General features: G+C 61.1%; 15 protein-coding genes. 8 read left to right on the forward strand and 7 right to left on the reverse strand.

What is annotated here, in order from left to right:
• Positions 1–123: 123 nt before the first annotated feature.
• From CRT60_RS00430 to CRT60_RS00445, 4 genes are all read right to left on the reverse strand, one after another.
• Entirely contained in the window at positions 124–1,806 is a 1,683-nt protein-coding gene (locus CRT60_RS00430) for a hypothetical protein (RefSeq protein WP_143272932.1), read from the reverse strand.
• A gap of 863 nt (positions 1,807–2,669) precedes the next feature.
• Entirely contained in the window at positions 2,670–3,206 is a 537-nt protein-coding gene (locus tag CRT60_RS00435; protein ID WP_098734493.1) for a hypothetical protein, read from the reverse strand.
• Between the two features lie 132 nt (positions 3,207–3,338).
• The gene (locus CRT60_RS00440; protein ID WP_098734494.1) at positions 3,339–4,178 is read right to left on the reverse strand and encodes a hypothetical protein; all 840 of its coding nucleotides are present in this window, start codon (positions 4,176–4,178) and stop codon (positions 3,339–3,341) included.
• Positions 4,178–4,405: a hypothetical protein gene (locus CRT60_RS00445; RefSeq protein ID WP_098734495.1), complete on the reverse strand. Its 228-nt coding sequence runs from the start codon at positions 4,403–4,405 to the stop codon at positions 4,178–4,180. The genes CRT60_RS00440 and CRT60_RS00445 overlap by 1 nt, the downstream gene beginning before the upstream one ends.
• Positions 4,406–4,627: 222 nt before the next feature.
• Here CRT60_RS00445 and CRT60_RS00450 point away from each other — a divergent pair, with 222 nt between their 5' ends.
• The 3 genes from CRT60_RS00450 to CRT60_RS00460 all read left to right on the forward strand — a co-directional run bounded on the left by CRT60_RS00450 (position 4,628) and on the right by CRT60_RS00460 (position 7,942).
• Positions 4,628–4,837, forward strand: coding sequence for a hypothetical protein (locus CRT60_RS00450; RefSeq protein ID WP_098734496.1), 210 nt, complete (start codon positions 4,628–4,630; stop codon positions 4,835–4,837).
• A 139-nt stretch (positions 4,838–4,976) separates the two neighbouring features.
• Positions 4,977–7,385 (forward strand): DotA/TraY family protein, encoded by a 2,409-nt coding sequence (locus CRT60_RS00455; RefSeq protein ID WP_098734497.1) that lies wholly within the window; start codon positions 4,977–4,979, stop codon positions 7,383–7,385.
• An 89-nt stretch (positions 7,386–7,474) separates the two neighbouring features.
• Positions 7,475–7,942: a helix-turn-helix domain-containing protein gene (locus tag CRT60_RS00460; protein WP_143272934.1), complete on the forward strand. Its 468-nt coding sequence runs from the start codon at positions 7,475–7,477 to the stop codon at positions 7,940–7,942.
• 7 nt (positions 7,943–7,949) lie between these two features.
• Here CRT60_RS00460 and CRT60_RS00465 read toward each other — a convergent pair whose 3' ends face one another.
• Positions 7,950–9,407 carry a matrixin family metalloprotease gene (locus CRT60_RS00465; RefSeq protein WP_143272935.1) on the reverse strand — a complete coding sequence of 486 codons (1,458 nt, stop codon included), beginning with the start codon at positions 9,405–9,407 and terminating at the stop codon, positions 7,950–7,952.
• A 145-nt stretch (positions 9,408–9,552) separates the two neighbouring features.
• Between CRT60_RS00465 and CRT60_RS00470 the strand changes: the two genes are divergently transcribed.
• The 3 genes from CRT60_RS00470 to CRT60_RS35340 all read left to right on the forward strand — a co-directional run bounded on the left by CRT60_RS00470 (position 9,553) and on the right by CRT60_RS35340 (position 12,070).
• Positions 9,553–10,332 (forward strand): helix-turn-helix transcriptional regulator, encoded by a 780-nt coding sequence (locus tag CRT60_RS00470; protein WP_098734500.1) that lies wholly within the window; start codon positions 9,553–9,555, stop codon positions 10,330–10,332.
• Between the two features lie 126 nt (positions 10,333–10,458).
• Positions 10,459–10,890: a hypothetical protein gene (locus CRT60_RS00475; RefSeq protein WP_098734501.1), complete on the forward strand. Its 432-nt coding sequence runs from the start codon at positions 10,459–10,461 to the stop codon at positions 10,888–10,890.
• A gap of 463 nt (positions 10,891–11,353) precedes the next feature.
• Positions 11,354–12,070: a hypothetical protein gene (locus tag CRT60_RS35340; RefSeq protein WP_143272937.1), complete on the forward strand. Its 717-nt coding sequence runs from the start codon at positions 11,354–11,356 to the stop codon at positions 12,068–12,070.
• A 342-nt stretch (positions 12,071–12,412) separates the two neighbouring features.
• Here the strand turns inward: CRT60_RS35340 and CRT60_RS00480 are convergent, their stop codons facing one another.
• Together CRT60_RS00480 and CRT60_RS00485 are read right to left on the reverse strand one after the other, a co-directional pair.
• Positions 12,413–13,036, reverse strand: coding sequence for a COG3904 family protein (locus CRT60_RS00480; RefSeq protein ID WP_098734502.1), 624 nt, complete (start codon positions 13,034–13,036; stop codon positions 12,413–12,415).
• Complete coding sequence (locus CRT60_RS00485; RefSeq protein WP_098734503.1) at positions 13,033–13,800, reverse strand: hypothetical protein; 768 nt, start codon at positions 13,798–13,800, stop codon at positions 13,033–13,035. Before CRT60_RS00485 ends, CRT60_RS00480 begins: the two co-directional genes overlap by 4 nt.
• Positions 13,801–14,577: 777 nt before the next feature.
• On the opposite strand from CRT60_RS00485, the gene CRT60_RS00490 reads away from it, so the two are divergent.
• The gene (locus CRT60_RS00490) at positions 14,578–15,870 is read left to right on the forward strand and encodes a tyrosine-type recombinase/integrase (protein WP_098734504.1); all 1,293 of its coding nucleotides are present in this window, start codon (positions 14,578–14,580) and stop codon (positions 15,868–15,870) included.
• Complete coding sequence (locus CRT60_RS00495; protein WP_098734505.1) at positions 15,860–17,827, forward strand: hypothetical protein; 1,968 nt, start codon at positions 15,860–15,862, stop codon at positions 17,825–17,827. The genes CRT60_RS00490 and CRT60_RS00495 overlap by 11 nt, the downstream gene beginning before the upstream one ends.
• Positions 17,828–18,079: the final 252 nt, after the last annotated feature.

The following is an 18,079-nucleotide window of genomic DNA, read 5'->3' on the forward strand; positions in this document are numbered from 1 at the left end:
GGGCGGCCAACGTTTGCCAGCCCGGCCTCCGCTTCGTCGATTCTGGCCACTGCGTTTTCGGCACCTCCGCTGTTTGAGCAGCACTCATAGGTCGCGCCGGAGCGAATGCTTTGCACTCTTCCTTCAACGTTCGACAATGTTCAGCGTCCCCCGCATAACCCGTTGCGCGGCTTCAAGAACGCCCTGCCATTCAGGCAACCGGCCAAAATATACCGGATGTCCGAGCCCAATGACCATCACCGGCTGGCCAAGGCATGTAACTGTCATCTCGTATGGGCGGAATGCGATAAAGCCCCGCTCGTTGGTAAGTGCCCTCTGTTCTTCCGTCGGCTTTGCCGAGCCCTTGCCGGTGAGCAGTGCCTTGATTGGTTCTTCCGTTGGCTTGGTAAAACCATCAGGGCAGTACAGAGGACGAAAGATGTCAAGGCTCCGGCGCCCCTCCAGAATAATGATGCGAGGGCTTACCCTTGCAATCATTTCTTCGACGAAAGGCCGCGCCTCCCTTACGGCAGCCGTCAAAGAAATTCCCTGGCACGCTTCGAACCTAGTGTCCGTGGTCGCCCTCCTAAAAACCAGATGCGTCTTCGGGATTCTCCGAACTTCGTCATCGTCAATTCCAAGTGTAGTCCGTAGGAAGTGCCGCATTACACCTTTCAACGGAAGATTGCCATCAACATATTCGTGCTCTCCGTTCTCATAGTGCGCCATGGACGCCATATGGCTCGGTGACCATTCCCCCGGGTTTCCGTTGGGATAGGCTCCGAGTATCATGACATCGCTGGGAATGATGAGGCTGTGCTCGATGTCGAAGAACCGGCGTTCGTTCAGCCCGCTGGCTTGCCGGTAGCGGAGATGGATGTCCTTGATGAAAGCCACGGAGGCGCCATCTGCAGAGGCCATTGGCTTGGGCTTGAAGAATGCCTCTGGCGGGTCAGGTACCACCTCTCCCTGCATCACCCTTGAAGCAGAAGCCGTGATGTCTCGCATGATCGATCCGGATGAGTCGATTACCATCTCGACCAGCGGTTCCGGCGAATCACGCTCTATAAGGAACAGAATTTCTTCGACGAAGCGGACGGCTTGTACGTACTCGAGTCGACGCCGGTGGGCGATGCAATAGACAAGAAGGCCCTGATCGGTGAATGGGGCCAAGCGTCTCTTTTTCTGTTCCGACGTCTTCGAGCCGTGGCTGGAACCGTTCAATTCGATCACCGCGACTCGCCCGGCATGGAACAGCAGGAAGCCGGGCTCAAACTGCTGTTCCGCCGAGTGGATGATAGCCGGTAGCGGCGAGAAGGTCAGCCTACGCTCGCACAAGGCTAGGTGCATGATTCGCTCCGACCTCGATCGGAACTTCAGGTGATCCCACATAACCGGCTTGGCGTCGGTATCCCAGATCGTCGCTTGGTTGGCGAAAGAATGCTCCTCTAAGAACGGCGCTATATGAACGTCGACGAGAAGCCGGCAGTTGAGGAACTCGTGGCAGGTCTCCTCGACCATCACCTTGATTGCCGTACGGGCCACGCCAATGTCCGCCCCGCCGAGCGCCTCCAGAATGTCGAGGTCGGCGTCAATGAAGATGTCGAACCCCTGCTTGTGGGCAGACTGGCGCGCCGGCTGCACGTCGATGGACACCACGTCGCTGCCGCCTGTCAAGGCCATGGACAGTAGATTGGCAGCCTGAATGCGCCCGGTGTTCCGAAGCCGCGTCTCAACAATCGTCAGGGCCGACCACCAGTTCCGGCCAAAATCGAAGGGCTCGCGTAGCGATGTGCCGGGTCCTGGTTCGCTCGCTTTCGACTTCATCAATGCCTTGCTTGTAGGATGGACTCATGATTGGTAGGTGGACAGCGAGGGGTATGTTCCTCAACGTTAATCACTGAGATGGCACCGCTCCGCTACACAATAATGTCGTTTCCGTAAATGGCGCGCTCCACCCGCTCTGACCCGCACCATAGGCCCGCGAATAATACATGGGCAAGTACCCGCTTATATTGGCATAAGCCCAGTTCGTCGACATAGGGTAATCATTGTAGTCGACAAATTTTCCGCCTTTGCATGCAAGCCCTCCCCACCCCCAAGTTGTTCCTCCGTTTTCAGTTGAAGATCGATCTTCCACAAATAGATAGTAAAGGATTTTCCCTTCTGGAATTATTACCTCATCTGCAGGTATCGTCGCTGTATACGTTTCCCCCGCCTCTCCTCCCCCCTGCCGAGACGCCTGGAACTCCGACCAACTCGCTACGCACCCGCATGGTGCCGCTGGGGGGCCGGTCACCGGAGGAGGCGCTTGCGGTGGCGGAGCGCTCGTCGGCGGTGGATCGACGATCACGGGCGGCGCAACCCATAGCGTGGGGACGGCAACCGCTGGCACCGAAGGCAGAGGCGGGACGGTGATAGCGTTCATGGTTGCGGTGATAGTGGCCAAGTCGTCGGTATAGCCCTGCTTTACCGCCTTATATTCGACATCGTCGCAAGCCCAGCCAGCGTTTCCACGCCAATATAGCAACTCACCGTAAGCGCAGACAGGGATGATAATACGCGCATCTCCACCTTGCAAAGGTGGGGGCGACGAAGCAAGGGCGGGCAATCCGATGCCAATCAATGACGCCAGCGCGCTGATCGACGACAGAATCCTTCTGGTGATGATGGCCATGCTCCACCCACCTTTAAGGCACGAGCGATGACGGAGCCGCATCCGGTTCGATGGTCGCCTCGTGATGCTGGAAAGCCTTGAGCATCGCTGCTGCGATGGCTGACCCCGCCTGGACCGTTTCAGGATGCACGCGCGGCAGAACATCCCGCACATAACGCAAGCCGGCACCGAAACCGGTGTCGCCGACAGTGGCGATGCGATCAAACGACCTGATCATGCGGTCGCGCCGCTCCGGCTCGACCAGCAGCAGGTGGAGCCAGTCATTATACTTCAGACCTCTGCGGTCTTCGGTCCCGAGCGTCGTAGTATCGTAAATGGATGCCACCTGATGCATATGTTCAAGAAACTCAATGGCGTAGGCTGACCAACGAGTATCTTGATGATCGGCATGGTCGAGACTCGGGTGTCCCTCGGACAGGCAGCGTCTGACGAAGATGTCGGCCATCGACAACATCACGCGATCCGGCATGCGCGGATCCTGTCGAGCAGTTGAATGTTTCGCGATCGCCATGTCGGCCTCCGGCTGCTGAGATTCCAGGATCTCCAGCATCGCGAGGCGCGATGAAAAAAGGTTTCGGCCTGCCCGAAAAGCACAACCGTTTCCGACCCCCCTCTTCGAAAGGCGGCCCCGTGTTTGGCACTGCGTCACGTGAAGCCAGAATTCTGGAAACGGTCAATCCGGTCAGAACATCATGGGCGTTGAGCCGATTTCCGGACGGTGAGCAGCACCGTGATCGAGGATTTGCAGCGCAACGGCCGTCCGGCGCGGATCATAGCCATCGTACTCCGCCATGGCGTCTACGAGCGCCCGCGAAGTCGGCTCGTCGATGCGTCGCTCGTGCTGGACAAACCGACCGTCGGCGCGCAGACCCTGCACGACGGCCACGTCGGGCCAGACGCTCACGACCCGCCCGTCATAGCCGTGGCGTGATCGGATCAGCGGCTCATCGCCCATTTTCGGAGTCGGCGCCTGGTAGTGTTTGATGAGACACCGGTCATACCTTGTTGCTACGTCCCACATCGCAGCAAGATCACCGGCCAGGACTCGGCGACCCGTAACGGCATCCGACCAGACCGTCATGTCCCGATCAACGCCAAAGCACACATCAACAACGAAATCATTGCCGCTTACGTGCTCGATGTCCAGAGACAGTGCCTCGACACCATCAGGATCGACAACACCCCGACGCCACGAGGACTCGAGGGCCAAGGCCGCGAGGATGCCCTCCGGATGGCTCTCGCCGCAGAGATGGTCGGGTGCCGCGATCACCGCGGCCTGGAGCAGCGTGTGTGAAGGCACCATCCGGCCGGTCAGATCCAGAAGTCGGTGCGCGAAGGCCGCATCGTCCACCGCCCGGAGCGTGTGCTGGGCTTTGAGATCTGAAAGCATCGCCGCCTGCGAAGACCAACCGAGACCGCTTGCCATTGCATCGGTCAGCATGGCGGCCGGGATGTCCGGTAGGAGGTCGCGCAGTTGGCGATTGATGTCTCGGATGCCACCGACATAGGTGATGAGCAGCATTATTTTCTCTCCCAGAAAGCCACTCGGACCACCGCATTCCCGATAGCCAGGACGCCGGCGATCATCACCAGCCCCGCCGTGCCAAGAACAGCCGCGACAAGGTCACCTTCCAGGCCCCGAAGCAGCAGGGTGACGCTGTCGCTGGCCTGCCCGAGCAAGGCTGATCCCGAAATCCCAATCGCTGAGGCGCAGGCAACCAGCGCCGGAAGCGTCGACGGCTTGATCATTCTTACCTCCTCCACCTGTTTCCGGATCAAGCATGCCCCTGCAGCATGAAAAAAGCGTAGTCCCCGCCCGCAATCGACAGCGGGAATCCGTACGGCCAATACGGAGCCATTTAATTTGCAGAATAGCAAATTAATTTTTCGGATTGAAAGCAACAACCATTGCAATTTCCCGTTAAAGATGGCATAAATGCTGTGAGTAATGGTTGGGCCAGGGAGGGCTCCATGGGCAGCGTCAAATCGATCATTCTTTTGGTGGCTCGTCTGGCGCAGCGCTACGTCGTTGTCCTGGGCGGTCTCGGTCTCGTCCTGGCCCTCGTCGCCGGCCTCACGACCGGCAACTACACCTATGCCGCCCAAGGCGCGCTGGTTGTGGGTCTTGCCTTCGGCGCCCTGGCGCTGCTGATCCGCCTTGCCGATCGGCCACAGTCCTGAATGCAGAGCAGTGGAGAGTGGCAGCCCAGCATTGAGCGACGATGTCGCTCAATAGAACCATCCGATCCTCGGTTTGAAATCTTTACTTAGCAGTCTTGCAAAGAAACTCCTTCCCAGACGATAAGACTGGGAGGTAAACATGAGATCATTACAAGGGTCTTGGCGCGTTGCGAAGAAGATCGCGCGCTGGGGTTTCCCGGCTGCGACGTACAAGCCCGGGACCGTCGTGATGCGCGTCCTGGCGCCGTCGCTGGAGCGCCACACAGGCGGTCGGCACGCTCTCATCGCCTACACGCTGGCCGTCGCCCTGGCGGTCCTCTGGACCCTTGGGCTCGGTGTCGCCTTCGCCGCGACCGCTCTCGATTCCGGCGGCGAGAACGCGATGTCGAGCCTGATCAGCCAGCCGCAGGATGCCCTGGCGCTGCGGTGGCTTCGCGATTTGTTCGGGCCGGTCAGCGTGTTGCAGGGCGGCGTCTCCGGCGACAGCACGGCGACCGTACTGACGAGGATCCTGGCACACATCAATGCGGCGACGATGGCCATCGGCGGCATCCTGCTGCTGTACGGCCTCTTCGTCGCGGTGGCCCAGACCGCTCATGAGGGCGAGCCACTCGGCAAGCGCTTTTCCAGCCTGTGGGTGCCGATCCGCCTGCCCCTCGGCATCGCCATGCTGATCCCGCTGCAGGCTGCAGGCGGGCTCTCGAGCAGCCAGTTGGCCGTGCTTTGGATGGCTACGCAGGGCAGCGGCCTTGCTGAAAAAGCCTGGGAGATCACCGTCGACAAGATCGGTGACGGCGATGGAACCATGGGCGGCTCCAGCATCGCGGCGCCGGATGCCGCGGCCCGGCAGGTGCTGCTGTCGGCCGCCTGCGTTGAGACGATCAACCAAGGTCTCCAAAAAGAGGATATGGCCGGCCGCTCTTCTGCAACGACGACCACGACGAAGCGCGTCGAGGGCAAGGGATTCTTTGGCGTCAACTCCGTGACGGAAGAGACCACGACCACCGTCTCCTGGGGCGGGCTGAAGGCCAACGGCATCGAGATTGATGCCTGCGGGCGGATTTCCTGGGTGTCGGCGGTCAACGTCAAGGACGACGCCTCCGCCCGCGAGGCTGGCAAGCAGCGCGCCGAGTACGCCCTGACCAAGGCTGCGGTCGCCGCGCAGGACAAAGCGATGCGCGCCCTGATCGGGGACATCGAGCGCATCGGGTCGCGCGCCGCCGCGATCGCCTTGCCGAACGTCCCGGAAACGGGGAAGCCTTCGGCCGCCGAGGTCACGTCGGCCGTGGAGCGGTATAAGGCACGGTATTTCGCCGAACTCGACAAGGCGGTCGGCAACGCCGACAAGGAACTCAAGGTCGCCTGGAAGGAGGAGGCAAAGCGAGGCGGCTGGGTCTACGCCGGACTCTATTACCAAGCGATGAGCGCGATGGCCGGGCAATCGCAGTCGCTGGCCAACCGCCAGCCGCAGGTGAGCGCCGGGCCGACACTGCGCGGCATCCCCGACCCGCTGGCCGGCTACGTCAAGGGTGCCATAGAGATCGCCGATACGGCGTGGCGCGCCGGGCATACCGGTGCCGGAGCGCCCAACCCGTCGATCATGGCGCGCGCCGCATCCGGCCCAATCGGGCAACGCGGCAGCGACAGCGACATGGCGCAGACCGCCGGCGAGGCTGAGGCGCAGATCGCCGGCTGGATCGGCGGCTCTGTCAGGTCGCTGCTCGATCACGTCGGCGGCAAGGAGGCGAGCGATCCTCTGGCTCGTCTGATCTCGCTCGGCAAGTCACTTACCGCCGTCGGCACTGGCATCTGGCTGGCTCCGGCCGTCGTCGCCGGCATCCCGGTGATCGGCGGGATGGTCGGCTACTTGTCAGGGGGCATCACCACGGTCGGTTTCCTGATGATCAGCGCGGGCATCATACTTGGCGTGGTCGTGCCAGTGATGGTCGCCTGCATGTGGATGTATGGTGTCCTGGGCTGGTTGATGAGCGTCATCGAGGCCGTAGTCGGGGCCAGCCTATGGGCCCTCGCCCACCTGTCCCTCGAAGGCGATGGCATCGAGGGCAGCAGGGGTGGCAACGGCTACATGCTGCTACTCACGATCACCTGCCGGCCGATCCTGATGCTGGCCGGCCTGATGGCGAGCCTGATCATGCTGCGCCCGGCCGTCGAATACACAACTGCTGGCTTGGCGTCGCTGATGCAGTCCGTGGCCCCGGACAGCCTGACTGGCATCCTGTTCATCGTCGGCTTCGCCTTGGCGTACGCCGGCTTCCTGTTGTCGGTTGTCTATCTGGTTTTCGGCCTCGTCAACCAAGTGCCGGAACAGGTCATGTCTTGGATCGGTGGTCATGCTCGTGGCGAATCCATGGACGCGAAGAGCGCCTACGGCGCGGCGGCGATCGCCACCCGGGCATCAGACGCGGCGCAGAGCATCAAGTACGGCCGCTCTGGCAAGGACAAGGATGATGGGAAGCCGATTACTGTCGGCTCGATGTCGCAGCACATCCCCAACTCGACCGGTGGCACCGAAGGCTCGAGGGAATGATCGCAATGCTCCAAGAATGCTTTTCCGGTTTCCAGCGCACTCGGCAACCTGTACCCAGGAGCGGGTATGGCGGCATCAGAGCAGGCATCGTGACCAGCAGCGACACCAACATTGACGTCCTCAAGCCCGTGGCAGCCGCCCTGCGCCGCGCTGAACGACGGATCGCGGATCTCGCGGCACAGGATCCCAAAGCGGCGGCGGTTGCCCGTCACGAGGTCGAGAGCCTGCTGGCGGGCTGGCTTGGGCTGCCCCCCGCCCTATCGCACGGGATTGAGCCGCTGCAGCGCCTTGCCGGAAGCGGGCTGAGCCCGGACGGGATTGCTGTCGGCGCCGCGGTATTGACGGCGCCGTCGCTGCCGGTCCGCCGGCGGGATCTGTCTGCGGTCTCGTGGCTACTTGCCGACATTGGCGGGGAGCGGCCGGATCAAGCCCGCGAAAGCGTGATCAGCCGAGCCCTGGCTCGGCTGATTGACGGCGGCTGGCTCCGGCGCGAAGCCGACCCGGCCGACCGGCGGCAAGCGTTGCTGTCGCCTGGGCCGGCCATGACTGGGCCATGAGCGGGAATCAAGCCACCGCCATCAGGCCGTAGCCCATGCTGTCGCGCTCGTTGGACTGGAACAGACCAGCCAGCATCGGGCTGACAGCCATGTTCCCGGAACCCGCGGTCGAGAAGGTCAGAACATCGGCGGGGTGGGCGGTGGTCCATCGGAAGGCGGAGGCGGCGAAGTCGCCGTGGTGGAAATCGTCGACGAAGGCGAGGCTCTGGTCGCCCCCCTGGAACTGCGACAATACATCGCGGTGATCACCGTCGATGGCGATGGGCGCATCGTTGCCCCCGGAGGCGACCAGCGTCGAGGCGTCCGACGTGGCGATGGCGGCGGCCTTTCGGACGGTCGTCGACGTCGCGACCACCGGTGCCACCGCCCGGCCCTCGCGGATGCCGTTCGTCACATAGTGCTGGGTCGCGGCCTTGAGGTCGCTTCCGAACGCCGTGCGCAGATCGGCGTTCGCCTGCAGATACGAGGCCGGGTTGAAGGTGTTGATGGCACGCCCTTCGTTGGCGCCAGCCTCGATGTAGTGGCGCGTTCCTGCCTTCACGTCGCCGCTGAAGGCCAGGGCGACGTCGCGGTTGGACGCCATGTACTCCAGCGGATCGAAGGTGACCGTCCGGCCCTCGTTGCGGCCCGCCCCGATGTAGTGCTCGATGCCGGCCTGCTCGTTGCTGCCGTAGGCGGCGCGCAGATCGGCGTGGGAGGCGATATAGGCGAGGCCGTCCAGAACCGACCGGCCTTCGCGCTGGCCGTAGGCCAAGTAATGATCACGCGTAGCGGTCGGGTTGTTGCGTCCGAAGGCGGCCAGCAGATCCGGGTTGGCGGCGACGTAGGCGTCCGAAGACCAGCCGGCCGGCAGCAGCGCATCCGGGCTCGTGGCAGGGCCATACAGATACTGAGCGGCAACCGTATCGTAGGATGCCGGATTATCGTTCACGACGTCGTAGTTATACGACATGACCGTGTTGGAACGCTTGTCCTCGCTGGCGGGCAGGACGTCGGCGCCCTCGAAGGGATGCTTCAGCCCGATCGAGTGGCCGACTTCGTGAACCGCGACTGGAACGGTGACCGGCTTGCCAGCCTTGAAAAAGATGTCGCCACCCTGGTTGGCGCCCGGACCATAGGCGTAGCCGGCATTATTCTGGAAAGCGGTGCCGGTGAAATCGTAGGTCCCGACACGGATGTCGCCGCCGGCACCACCGTCGGACACTTCCATGAAGGTCACGCCGCTGACTTTGTTCCAGTTGCGCATCGCTTGCCGCACGGAGTCCCGGTCAGCGGCGCCGAGCGGGGTGAAGCCATTGAGCGCGCCCATGTACGATGGAACGCTTTCCATGAAACTGAATGTCACGAGAACCGGAGTGCCCGGAGCGGTATGGACGTTCAGTCGATGGGAAGGATCCGTGATGTTGTTCCAGCGAAAGGCATCGCCCATAACCAGGTCTTTAACGATCTCTTGATTGGTCGACACGAAAGTTTCCCGCTTGAGGTGTAATTCCTTGTCGGCATATAAAACATTCGAATATCGTGCAACTACCAGACTTGGTAGGGCTCACCGCCTCAAGCGTGTGCCGAGGGGGACGACGTGCAGGCAGATTTGGTAGGGAGCACATTGAATGCGGGTGGGCTTTCTTGACGACATTGCATCCCTTGATGCATGCAAGACCGGAGAGGAGATCGCGAGGGTCGTGGATGGGGTCGCAACCAGCCTGGGATTCGCCGGCTTCAGTTTCCTGGACGTCAGAAATATCGGTTCCGGCTCTTCGGCTGCGATCACACCATACTACCTGACCACAGCGCGGGCTGATTTCGTTGCCGAGTACGCTTCGCAGCGCCTATACGAGATCGATCCGATAGCCCACTTGGGAAAGAGAGCCAACCTGGCGTTCTCGTGGAGCGAACTTTTGAAAAAGCCGCGGCACGATGAGGCTCAGGACAAGAAGGCCGGCGCGGAAAAGGTCATGGGTTTCGCCCTCGATCATGGATACAGAGACGGACTCACCATCCCGTTTCATGGGGTTTCCGGAGATGGTTCTCCGGTTTCGTCTCTCACGACCCTCTTTTGGACCGGCCCACAAGCGGATTTCGAGCACATCTTCGCTTCAGAACGCTTCTCGCTGCAGATGTTCACTCATTACTGCAATGATCGGGTCGCCGCGATCCGAGGCAGCGAAAACGTGCTCGCCAGCATCGATCAGCCGTCCTTGTCCGGTCGCGAGCGAGACTGTCTTTCTTGGAGCGCGAGGGGAAAGACGGCCGCCGAGGTGGCCATGATCCTCGGCATCAGCGAAAACACGGTGAACTTTCACTTCAAGAATACCATGCGCAAGATTGGTGTGCATACGAAGACGCATGCCGTCTCGCGGGCCATCGCCCTTGGTCTGATCGTGCCGTAAACGGTCGTCGGCATTCAGACACCGAGGCGGCGCGTCAGGAGTTGAAGCGTATCATCTCCCTCGTGGAAATGTTGCCTCTCCGTTCCATGCTGGCGTATCGTTGCGAAAAGGTCGGGGAGAAGAGCAGTGAGCGAGGCTGACGCACAGCCGGTCGAAGGCGGTATCCCGATCAGCACGGCCGGGCCGCTGTCGGTGCATCACCTGCTTCTTCACCTCGCCAGCGACCATCGCGTCACCGTGCATGACGATGTCGCCGAGATCGATCACGGCGACATCGCCGCCGCGGCGCTGGAGATTTGGCAGGCACCCCCTTCCGGTGATGGTGCCCGTTGGCGCTGGTACCTGCTGCGGCAGGGACGCGTCGTCGAGGAGGCGCCGCACGATCCTCATCGTCTGCGGCCTTTTGACGGCATCATGCTGACGGTGACCCACAGCACGCTGCCGGATCGCGACAGCGTTGCTGTGTTTCGAAAGGCGCTGAGGGCGGCTGGTGCCACCTGCACCTTGTCTCGGCCAGTGGCCGTTCGGTCGCCGGATCGCGAACGGATTGACGCCTGAGGAGGACGGCCCGCTCGCAAAAACCGTTGAACCGCTTGAACCAGCCTGCGTGCTGCACCGAAAAGTGCTCTTTGTGCCACGTTCGCTGACGCCGGTTGGTTCCATCTTCGCTTCTTGTTGCCAGCCAGAATTAACGGACAGATTAGCGTTTAGCCGCAAACTGATGAATTTGCGGATACAGCCGGCCTTGGGAACAGTTCGTGAACTTTTGTGCCGTGAACCCTGCAGGGTTTCAGAGTGGCCGACCGACCATCGTCGCGACCCCGTGGCCCAAGAGACTCTACCTGCCCGTTAAATACTTTGTCTCAGGTCTCTTCAAGAGACTCATACCTTTATGATCACCACCAAAGATCAACATCCACTGCTTTAGGGAGATTCGCATTATGATGTAGAAATTCTGAAGAATGCGTGCAAGAGTAACGACTCTTCACAGGTTCTTCGCCATTTTAACCTGGAGGATCGAATGCGTGCTCGTATTCTAGCAGCACTCTCACTGACCTTAGCGGCAACCCAAATTTCGGGATGCTCACATTCCACCTACGTTAACGCCATCAAAATCGATCAGATGAATCAAGTGATTGCGGAAATAAAAGACCAAATCGGGGACTACCAAAGAACAGTTTTTGCAATTAAAAACAATCCAAATATTGATCCGGCAAAAAGGCCGGATAACCCAAGTTGTACTCCCAATAATATCGAATTTGTGATTACGAAAGTAAAGATGGAACTCACAACAACTGTTGATAATACTCTCAGCGGTGGCGTCGGTTTTACGATCCCCGTCGTGGGCTTGGCTGGAACTGCATCCCCAAGCGTCACCGCAACGTCGGAAGAGACGAACACTCAAGTGTTGACCTTCCACGCCTGGACAACGGACAGAATCGATAATGCCTCTCCTCAAAACCCTCCGCGAGTGATCACAAAAACACTAATGGACTTTCGATCGGCTCTCATTGCAGCGTCAGGAAAATACCCCTGTTTTTCGACAACCAATGACAAAGATGATCCCGAGGACACCTTGTCACTGGCCATTACAGTGATCAGCGAAGCCGGCGGAAAGTTTGGTATCAAACTCGCCGTCATCGATGCGACTGTTGGAAACACTCTGCGATCGACGACAGGAAATGCCATTACTGTAACGTTCAAGCCGACCACAGCAGTTTTTTTCAATGTAATGTAAACACAAGCCATGGCGTCTGGATTATCTTCTTGAAATGTGTATCAGCACCCATGCCTGCTTGGCTTCGGTTCGTTCGCTGAAGCCGAATTCGGAACCCGCGATTTACAGCCATCCCAATCTGTCCGGTAATCCGGGTGGGAACTGGAAGCCGGACAGATTGATCATCGAATAGTAATGCAGATAACCATTCGGCGCATCTCTTTCCAACCGCATAATCATGGCTTTCCTGGAGCGCGCCAGTGGAGTTCGTTGACAGTTTATTCTTCCTGAAGAGGCTCACAGGTCCACGGCGCCATGATGCGATCGCATCACCCTAGCCGAAGATCTCTGAGCCAACAGCGCCTATTCGTTCACGACGTTGTAGCGTCGGAGTTCCGCCGGCGTCAGCCAATGCATATCGACGCTGAAGGTGTCGGTGATCGGTCGCATCAACTCTGATGACACCGTCATCTCCATCAAGTAGCGAGATTGTTCCGCCGCAATCGATGCGGCTACGCGCTCGACGATGTTAACGACGGCGTAAGCCCCGGCGGCTCCGTTTTCGCGGATCATACGGGTGACCTTGGCAATCAACTCGTCATTGCCGCTGACGGTGCTGTTGTGGACGCCGACCCGGGCGGTCGGATCGACCGCCCGGAACACCCCGCCGATAAAGGCGTAGGTGCAAGCACTGGCGCAGGAGGCGCCCTTGGGCACCCGCGTAGCCAGCCCCGATTTTCGTAGGAAACGTCCGATCTCCAAAGCCGCCATGACGTTGCCGCCGGGTGAGGAAAACCATACCTCGTCGATGCGTCCAGCCTGCTGCACGGCCCGCTTGAACTTGGACCCATCCTGTTGGAGGAATTCGCCGGTCACCCAGAGAATACTCTGCCCAGCCGCCGAGCGCTGCTCCAGGTTTATGGCGCTCGCTGGCACCGATATGACGCTGGACAGCAGCGCAGCCAATGCGGCGATGCTCGACCTCATGCCGCCTTCTTTTGCCAAGCCGAGGTGCCTGGCGCGCGGCAATACTCGACCTGATCGACCTGCTCTTTCCCTTCGATCCACACCACCTCGCGGGCAACGCGGCAGACCGTTTCCATCGGCGCTACGGCCAACGGTTGGGAGGCTGGTGCTGGCTTCAGCGGCATGTCCGATGGAAGCGAAGCGGTTTGGACTTTCTCCTTCCTAGTCGGCTTTTCCGTCTCGGCTTTCCGGATCGAAGGCATCGCATCGGGAACCATGGCGGCGTATCTCGCTGCCGAGATCTCGACGACCCCGCCATTGCCTGGACACCGGGGGGCTTCCAGGCGGTACGGCTTTCCGTTCTGCGGATCACAGTAGACCACGGGACCATGGTAAGGCGTCTCGGAGATCGGCATCGTGACCGTCTGCGGGCCGGCTGTTGCCGCCGAGCCGATCGGCACGGTTCGCGTGCTGACGATCTCCGTCCGGCCGTAGACGCCGGAGTTCTTCGGGCTCGCCCAGTGTATCGTCGTGCCGTCGTTCAGCGCCGCCTGCGTGGCTTCCTGCTGCTTGGCCCGGTCGACGTCATCGATGATCTGGCCCACCAGGGAGCCGGCGATGAAGCCTGCCACACCACCGAAGAGGGCACCGCCGGCTGCTCCCATGTCGCTGTTGCCGCCGATCGCGGCGCCGACAACCACGCCCAACACGGTGCCAAAAGCGCCGCCGGCTTCCTTCGCGTTTTGGGCGTTGCATCCGCCGACCAGAATGCTGGCGCCTAGCATCAATGACGCCACCGTACTCTTGCCCGCTCGGCCCACATCCACCCCCGTTTGATGCTCCCCTTTTGGGTAATGCTACAGGTTGTTCCCGCGGAGTCAATGTCGCCCTTCGACCAAGCGTCTGGACCAGGGACCGCCTATCAGCCGCGCTGTCGGATCTTCAAAGTTACCATCACAACTTAATCATCAGCATTCACCCCAAATGCCGATCCATGCTATATGTGGCGCATGCCGATCCAGAGACGCTACCGCCTCTTGTATCCGATCGACTGGCCGCAGATTAGCCAGCGCATCCGGTTCGTAGTGGCGGAAGGTCGGTGCCAGCACTGCGCCCGCCCTCATGGCCGCGAAGTCAGATGCCTACCAGACGGCCGCTGGTACGACAGCGATGTCGGCACGTGGCGCGACAGCCATGGTCACCAAGCGCCTTGGCCCGACATCGTCGAGGCGGTCACGATGAAACGGACACGGGTGATCCTGGCGGCCTGCCACAAGGATCATGATCCGACCAACAACCACCCGGCCAATTTGGTGGCGCTTTGCCAGCGGTTATACAGGGTCTGACGGCGTTCACGGCCTCCAGCCCGAAACCACCGCCAGAAGCCTTGGTCCGCCAGCCTCGTAGGCGTCCGTCCCCTTCCTGATCGAGCACGGCGGCGCCCGACCGGAAACCGCTACAAACGAAACAGACAGAACGTTCAGTTAACCGGCGCCAGCCATCCTAGAACGAAACGGAAACGCAAAAGGCGTTCACGAAGCCGACGGGAGGCCCACCGCGTCATGAACATCGTTGTGCAGACGGCTGCAGCGATCCGCCCGGAATGCCCTGCCGCATCCCACGCACTCCCGGTCGGGTTCCCGTTCCTGGTTGACCGCCACGCTGGCAAGGTCATCAAGCCGGTCCTTCTTTTCTTGGTCGACCAGTACCTCACGGCCGGACGTCAATTCGTCCCCAACACCGCCACGGCCGTGGCCAACGACCTGAAGGACTACCTCGCCACCCTCGACGAGCAAGGCGTCGCCTGGAACGAGGCGACGAAGGAGGATGTCGTCCGCTACCGCGACGACATGGCCTTTGCCGTGAGCCGCAAGACGCACGAGCGCTACTCGGTGTCCACCGTGCGCCGCCGTCTGGCATCGGTGTTGGCCTTTTACGCCTGGGCTGCCAAGTCGAGGCTGATAGACACGCCCATCCTCGACGGCACGCTGAAGCGCATCCCCGTGCCCATCGAGCAGAACGCCATGGCACACCTCGGGCAAAAGACCCGGCGCGTTTCAGAACTTCTCCCGCCGGACAAGCGCGGCGCCGACGACCAGGTCAAGGTGCTGAGCCAGGGAGACTGGAAAGCCCTCTCCGCGGCCCTTGGACCGCTGCCCAGTGAACGCCAGGATGATCAGCCGGCACGAGACCGATTGGCCTGCGAAATGTCGCTGAACACCGGGTTGCGCATCCACGAACTTCTTGCCCTGACCACCTACCAAATCCTGCCTCTGTGCCCAGATCCGAGCAGGCCGTTCGTATCCCAGCGCGTCTGGGTGACGATCACGAAGGGATCGAGGCCGCGCTGGATCTACATCCCCAACTGGCTCATTTCAGAGATCCACGCCTACATCGACGGTGAACGGGCGGAGTGCCTGAAGGCAGCGCGACGCCATTGGCTGAAGCGCAACCGCGACACGCCTGCCCAACTGTTCTTGAACGGCGTGAGCGCCAAGGGAAACGCTGGCCGACCGCTTCGCTCCCAGAGCCTGGAGGATGCCTTTCACCGCTCCGCCGTGAATGCTGGTCTCGTCCGCATGGTTCGGAAAACCGACCCGGACACCGGCGAGGTCTACATGAAGCAGGAGCCGCGGCACGTGTTCCACGATCTGCGACACACCTTTGCGGTCTGGACCTACTACACCCGGAAGGCAGAAGGAGATGCCGAACCCTGGAAAACCATCCAGGCCCGACTCGGCCATCGACACGTCCAAACCACGATGGACATCTACCTGCGTCACACGGACGGCTTCGAGGCGACGATCAGCGACCATATGTCGAAACACTACCGGAGCCTCCACCATGGGCGCTGATCTGTTCTCGAAAAGGTTTGCGCCGACCTCCGTCACGGCAAGGATCCCGCCCGCGCCCACCAACCTGCCCCCGAAACCTCCGGGGAGACGCGTGCGTCTACCAGAGGCGGGCGCCGTCGATCTGGGCATCGAGCGGCAACGTCGGGGAGTTCGCCTCCATCGCGGTGTCGGCGCTGACGGACAGGCGTTTCTGGAGGTCGTGTTCCCCACGCCAGGGCAGCGGAATCCCGAGCAGGTGCTGGAACTTGGTTTCCTGCTCGATCTGCCGAACTTGGCAACGCCGTTTTCCGAAGCGTTCCTGGAGTTGGTCAAGACCAAGGGGGCTCCTTCCAGATGCAGGTGCCGAAACTGGCTGCACAGCGGTTTGGTGACCTATCTGCGAAGCCACGAGCCGATTCATCTTGGATTGGACGACATCGACACCAGCCTGGTGAATCGGTATGCGGCGTGGCTCGGCCGAACCGTGAACGGGAAGGCAGCGCTATCCGCCTCGCTGCGCAGCGGGTATTACCGCATGTTCCTGTCGCTGATCAGAATCCTGCGGGAAAGCGAGAGATGGAAGGCATCGCTTCGGAACGACCTGCGCCCTCCCAAGCAGCCGTGGCTTAGCACATCGAGGAGAGCCAAGCCAACCGAAATCCTGACGGATGACCGGGTTCAGGAATTGTATAATGCCTGCGTGTCGGAGGTTTCTGCCACGATGGAGTATGTGCACTCCAACCGATCTGCGCTGGCGCTCACCGGACCACTTCCACCAGACCGGGTCTACGCGAGAGCCAAATTCGCGAAGGACTTCGCCCTCTGCTTGCGCGCGCTCGGTCAGTATTATCCTCACGTGGTTCCTTTATGCGCAGCGATCCGGAAGGAACACACCTCGCTGGGGAATGCCTTGAACACGGTCCACGACCATGCCAAGGCCATGGCGGTGTTCCAGCCGTCTTTGCGGCTCCTGGTGCCGTTCGTGCTTCTCCTGGGCTTCCACACCGCCTTTAACCCGACGGTGCTGCTCAAGTTGAAGCGTTCGGAGCAGCGGCGCGAACGCCTTCTCGGGAAGGAGCGGCTGCGCCTCACAGCCTTCAAAGGCCGTTCCGGCCGACACCAGGTCCGATCGTTTCCAGTTTCCGAGGATGCCGACAATCCTGCAACGATCCTGGCGTTCCTGGACGAATGGACGGCTCGCATCCGCCCGTTGGCATCGCCACACGACCAGGATTCCTTCTTTCTCTACGTGAAAGGCGGCAGGGCGGGATCCCCGGAGAAGCGGTACGCCGAAGCCATCGGCTCAATGGCCGGTCTCGTCAGCGAGAGCACCGGGACGATCAACGCATCCTGGAACAAAGCGCTTCTCGAATTCTGCACCGACCACGGTCTGGATTCATTCAGCCTGAAGCAGGTCCGGCACACCGTGCTCGACATCGCCCACACGATCCGCGAGGGCGATCTGCGCGCGGTTCAAGCCATCGGCCAGCATCGACGACCGGAAACCATCCTGTCGCATTACACGTCGGACGCAGCCAGGCGTCGGAACGACGAACGTCTTGCGCAGGTCATGGAGACCAGGACGCGGTGGTGCAACACTGGCGGCCTCATCGACGCGCGACGCTCCGCGGTGGACGGTGGGGACATCGGGTCAGCCACGCCCGGGTGGCTCTGCCTCGATCCCTACAGCAGCCCCGTGGCGGGGCAGGAGAAGGGCCGCTTGTGCACCGCCTACGGACGGTGCCCCTCCTGCCCGTTGGCCAGCGTTGATCTCGCATCGGCAACCGCGTGTGTTCGCGTGCGCCAACTTCTCCACCGCGTGGATGAAGCGAGGAGCGACCTTAGCGCCGAAGGCTGGCTGCATGCCTGGAAGGACATCGCCCTGGCGTTGCGCGAGACATGGTTGCCCGCGTTCTCCAGCGAAGCCCGGAACGCGGCCGTCGACCTACCGCTCAATCCCATCCCACCCGTGGTGTAGCAACGCCAATGACCGCGAAACAGAGTACCACCGACATCGCCCACCACCCGGAAGGGCGTTTCCACTTGGCAGCCCGTGACGCCAACCCATACGTCTCGTCGGTCAGTCGATGGATGGACGATGCTTGGCGCTTCGACAACCCGACACCTGGTTCAACCCCAACAACCTCGACGGTCTGAACCGCACCGGGTTTGTCGGAGGCTCCGTTTCCTGAGAAACTGGGGTCATCATGACGAAACAGGCATCCCCCAA

This window comes from Azospirillum palustre (assembly GCF_002573965.1).
Classification (GTDB): Bacteria; Pseudomonadota; Alphaproteobacteria; order Azospirillales; family Azospirillaceae; genus Azospirillum; species Azospirillum palustre.

Coding starts and splice junctions, on each gene's coding strand:
- CRT60_RS00430 (WP_143272932.1), bottom strand. CDS start 1,806: ATGAAGTCGAAAGCGAGCGAACCAGGACCCGGCACATCGCTACGCGAG.
- CRT60_RS00435 (WP_098734493.1), bottom strand. CDS start 3,206: ATGCTGGAGATCCTGGAATCTCAGCAGCCGGAGGCCGACATGGCGATC.
- CRT60_RS00440 (WP_098734494.1), bottom strand. CDS start 4,178: ATGCTGCTCATCACCTATGTCGGTGGCATCCGAGACATCAATCGCCAA.
- CRT60_RS00445 (WP_098734495.1), bottom strand. CDS start 4,405: ATGATCAAGCCGTCGACGCTTCCGGCGCTGGTTGCCTGCGCCTCAGCG.
- CRT60_RS00450 (WP_098734496.1), top strand. CDS start 4,628: ATGGGCAGCGTCAAATCGATCATTCTTTTGGTGGCTCGTCTGGCGCAG.
- CRT60_RS00455 (WP_098734497.1), top strand. CDS start 4,977: ATGAGATCATTACAAGGGTCTTGGCGCGTTGCGAAGAAGATCGCGCGC.
- CRT60_RS00470 (WP_098734500.1), top strand. CDS start 9,553: ATGCGGGTGGGCTTTCTTGACGACATTGCATCCCTTGATGCATGCAAG.
- CRT60_RS35340 (WP_143272937.1), top strand. CDS start 11,354: ATGCGTGCTCGTATTCTAGCAGCACTCTCACTGACCTTAGCGGCAACC.
- CRT60_RS00480 (WP_098734502.1), bottom strand. CDS start 13,036: ATGAGGTCGAGCATCGCCGCATTGGCTGCGCTGCTGTCCAGCGTCATA.
- CRT60_RS00485 (WP_098734503.1), bottom strand. CDS start 13,800: ATGCTAGGCGCCAGCATTCTGGTCGGCGGATGCAACGCCCAAAACGCG.
- CRT60_RS00490 (WP_098734504.1), top strand. CDS start 14,578: ATGAACATCGTTGTGCAGACGGCTGCAGCGATCCGCCCGGAATGCCCT.
- CRT60_RS00495 (WP_098734505.1), top strand. CDS start 15,860: ATGGGCGCTGATCTGTTCTCGAAAAGGTTTGCGCCGACCTCCGTCACG.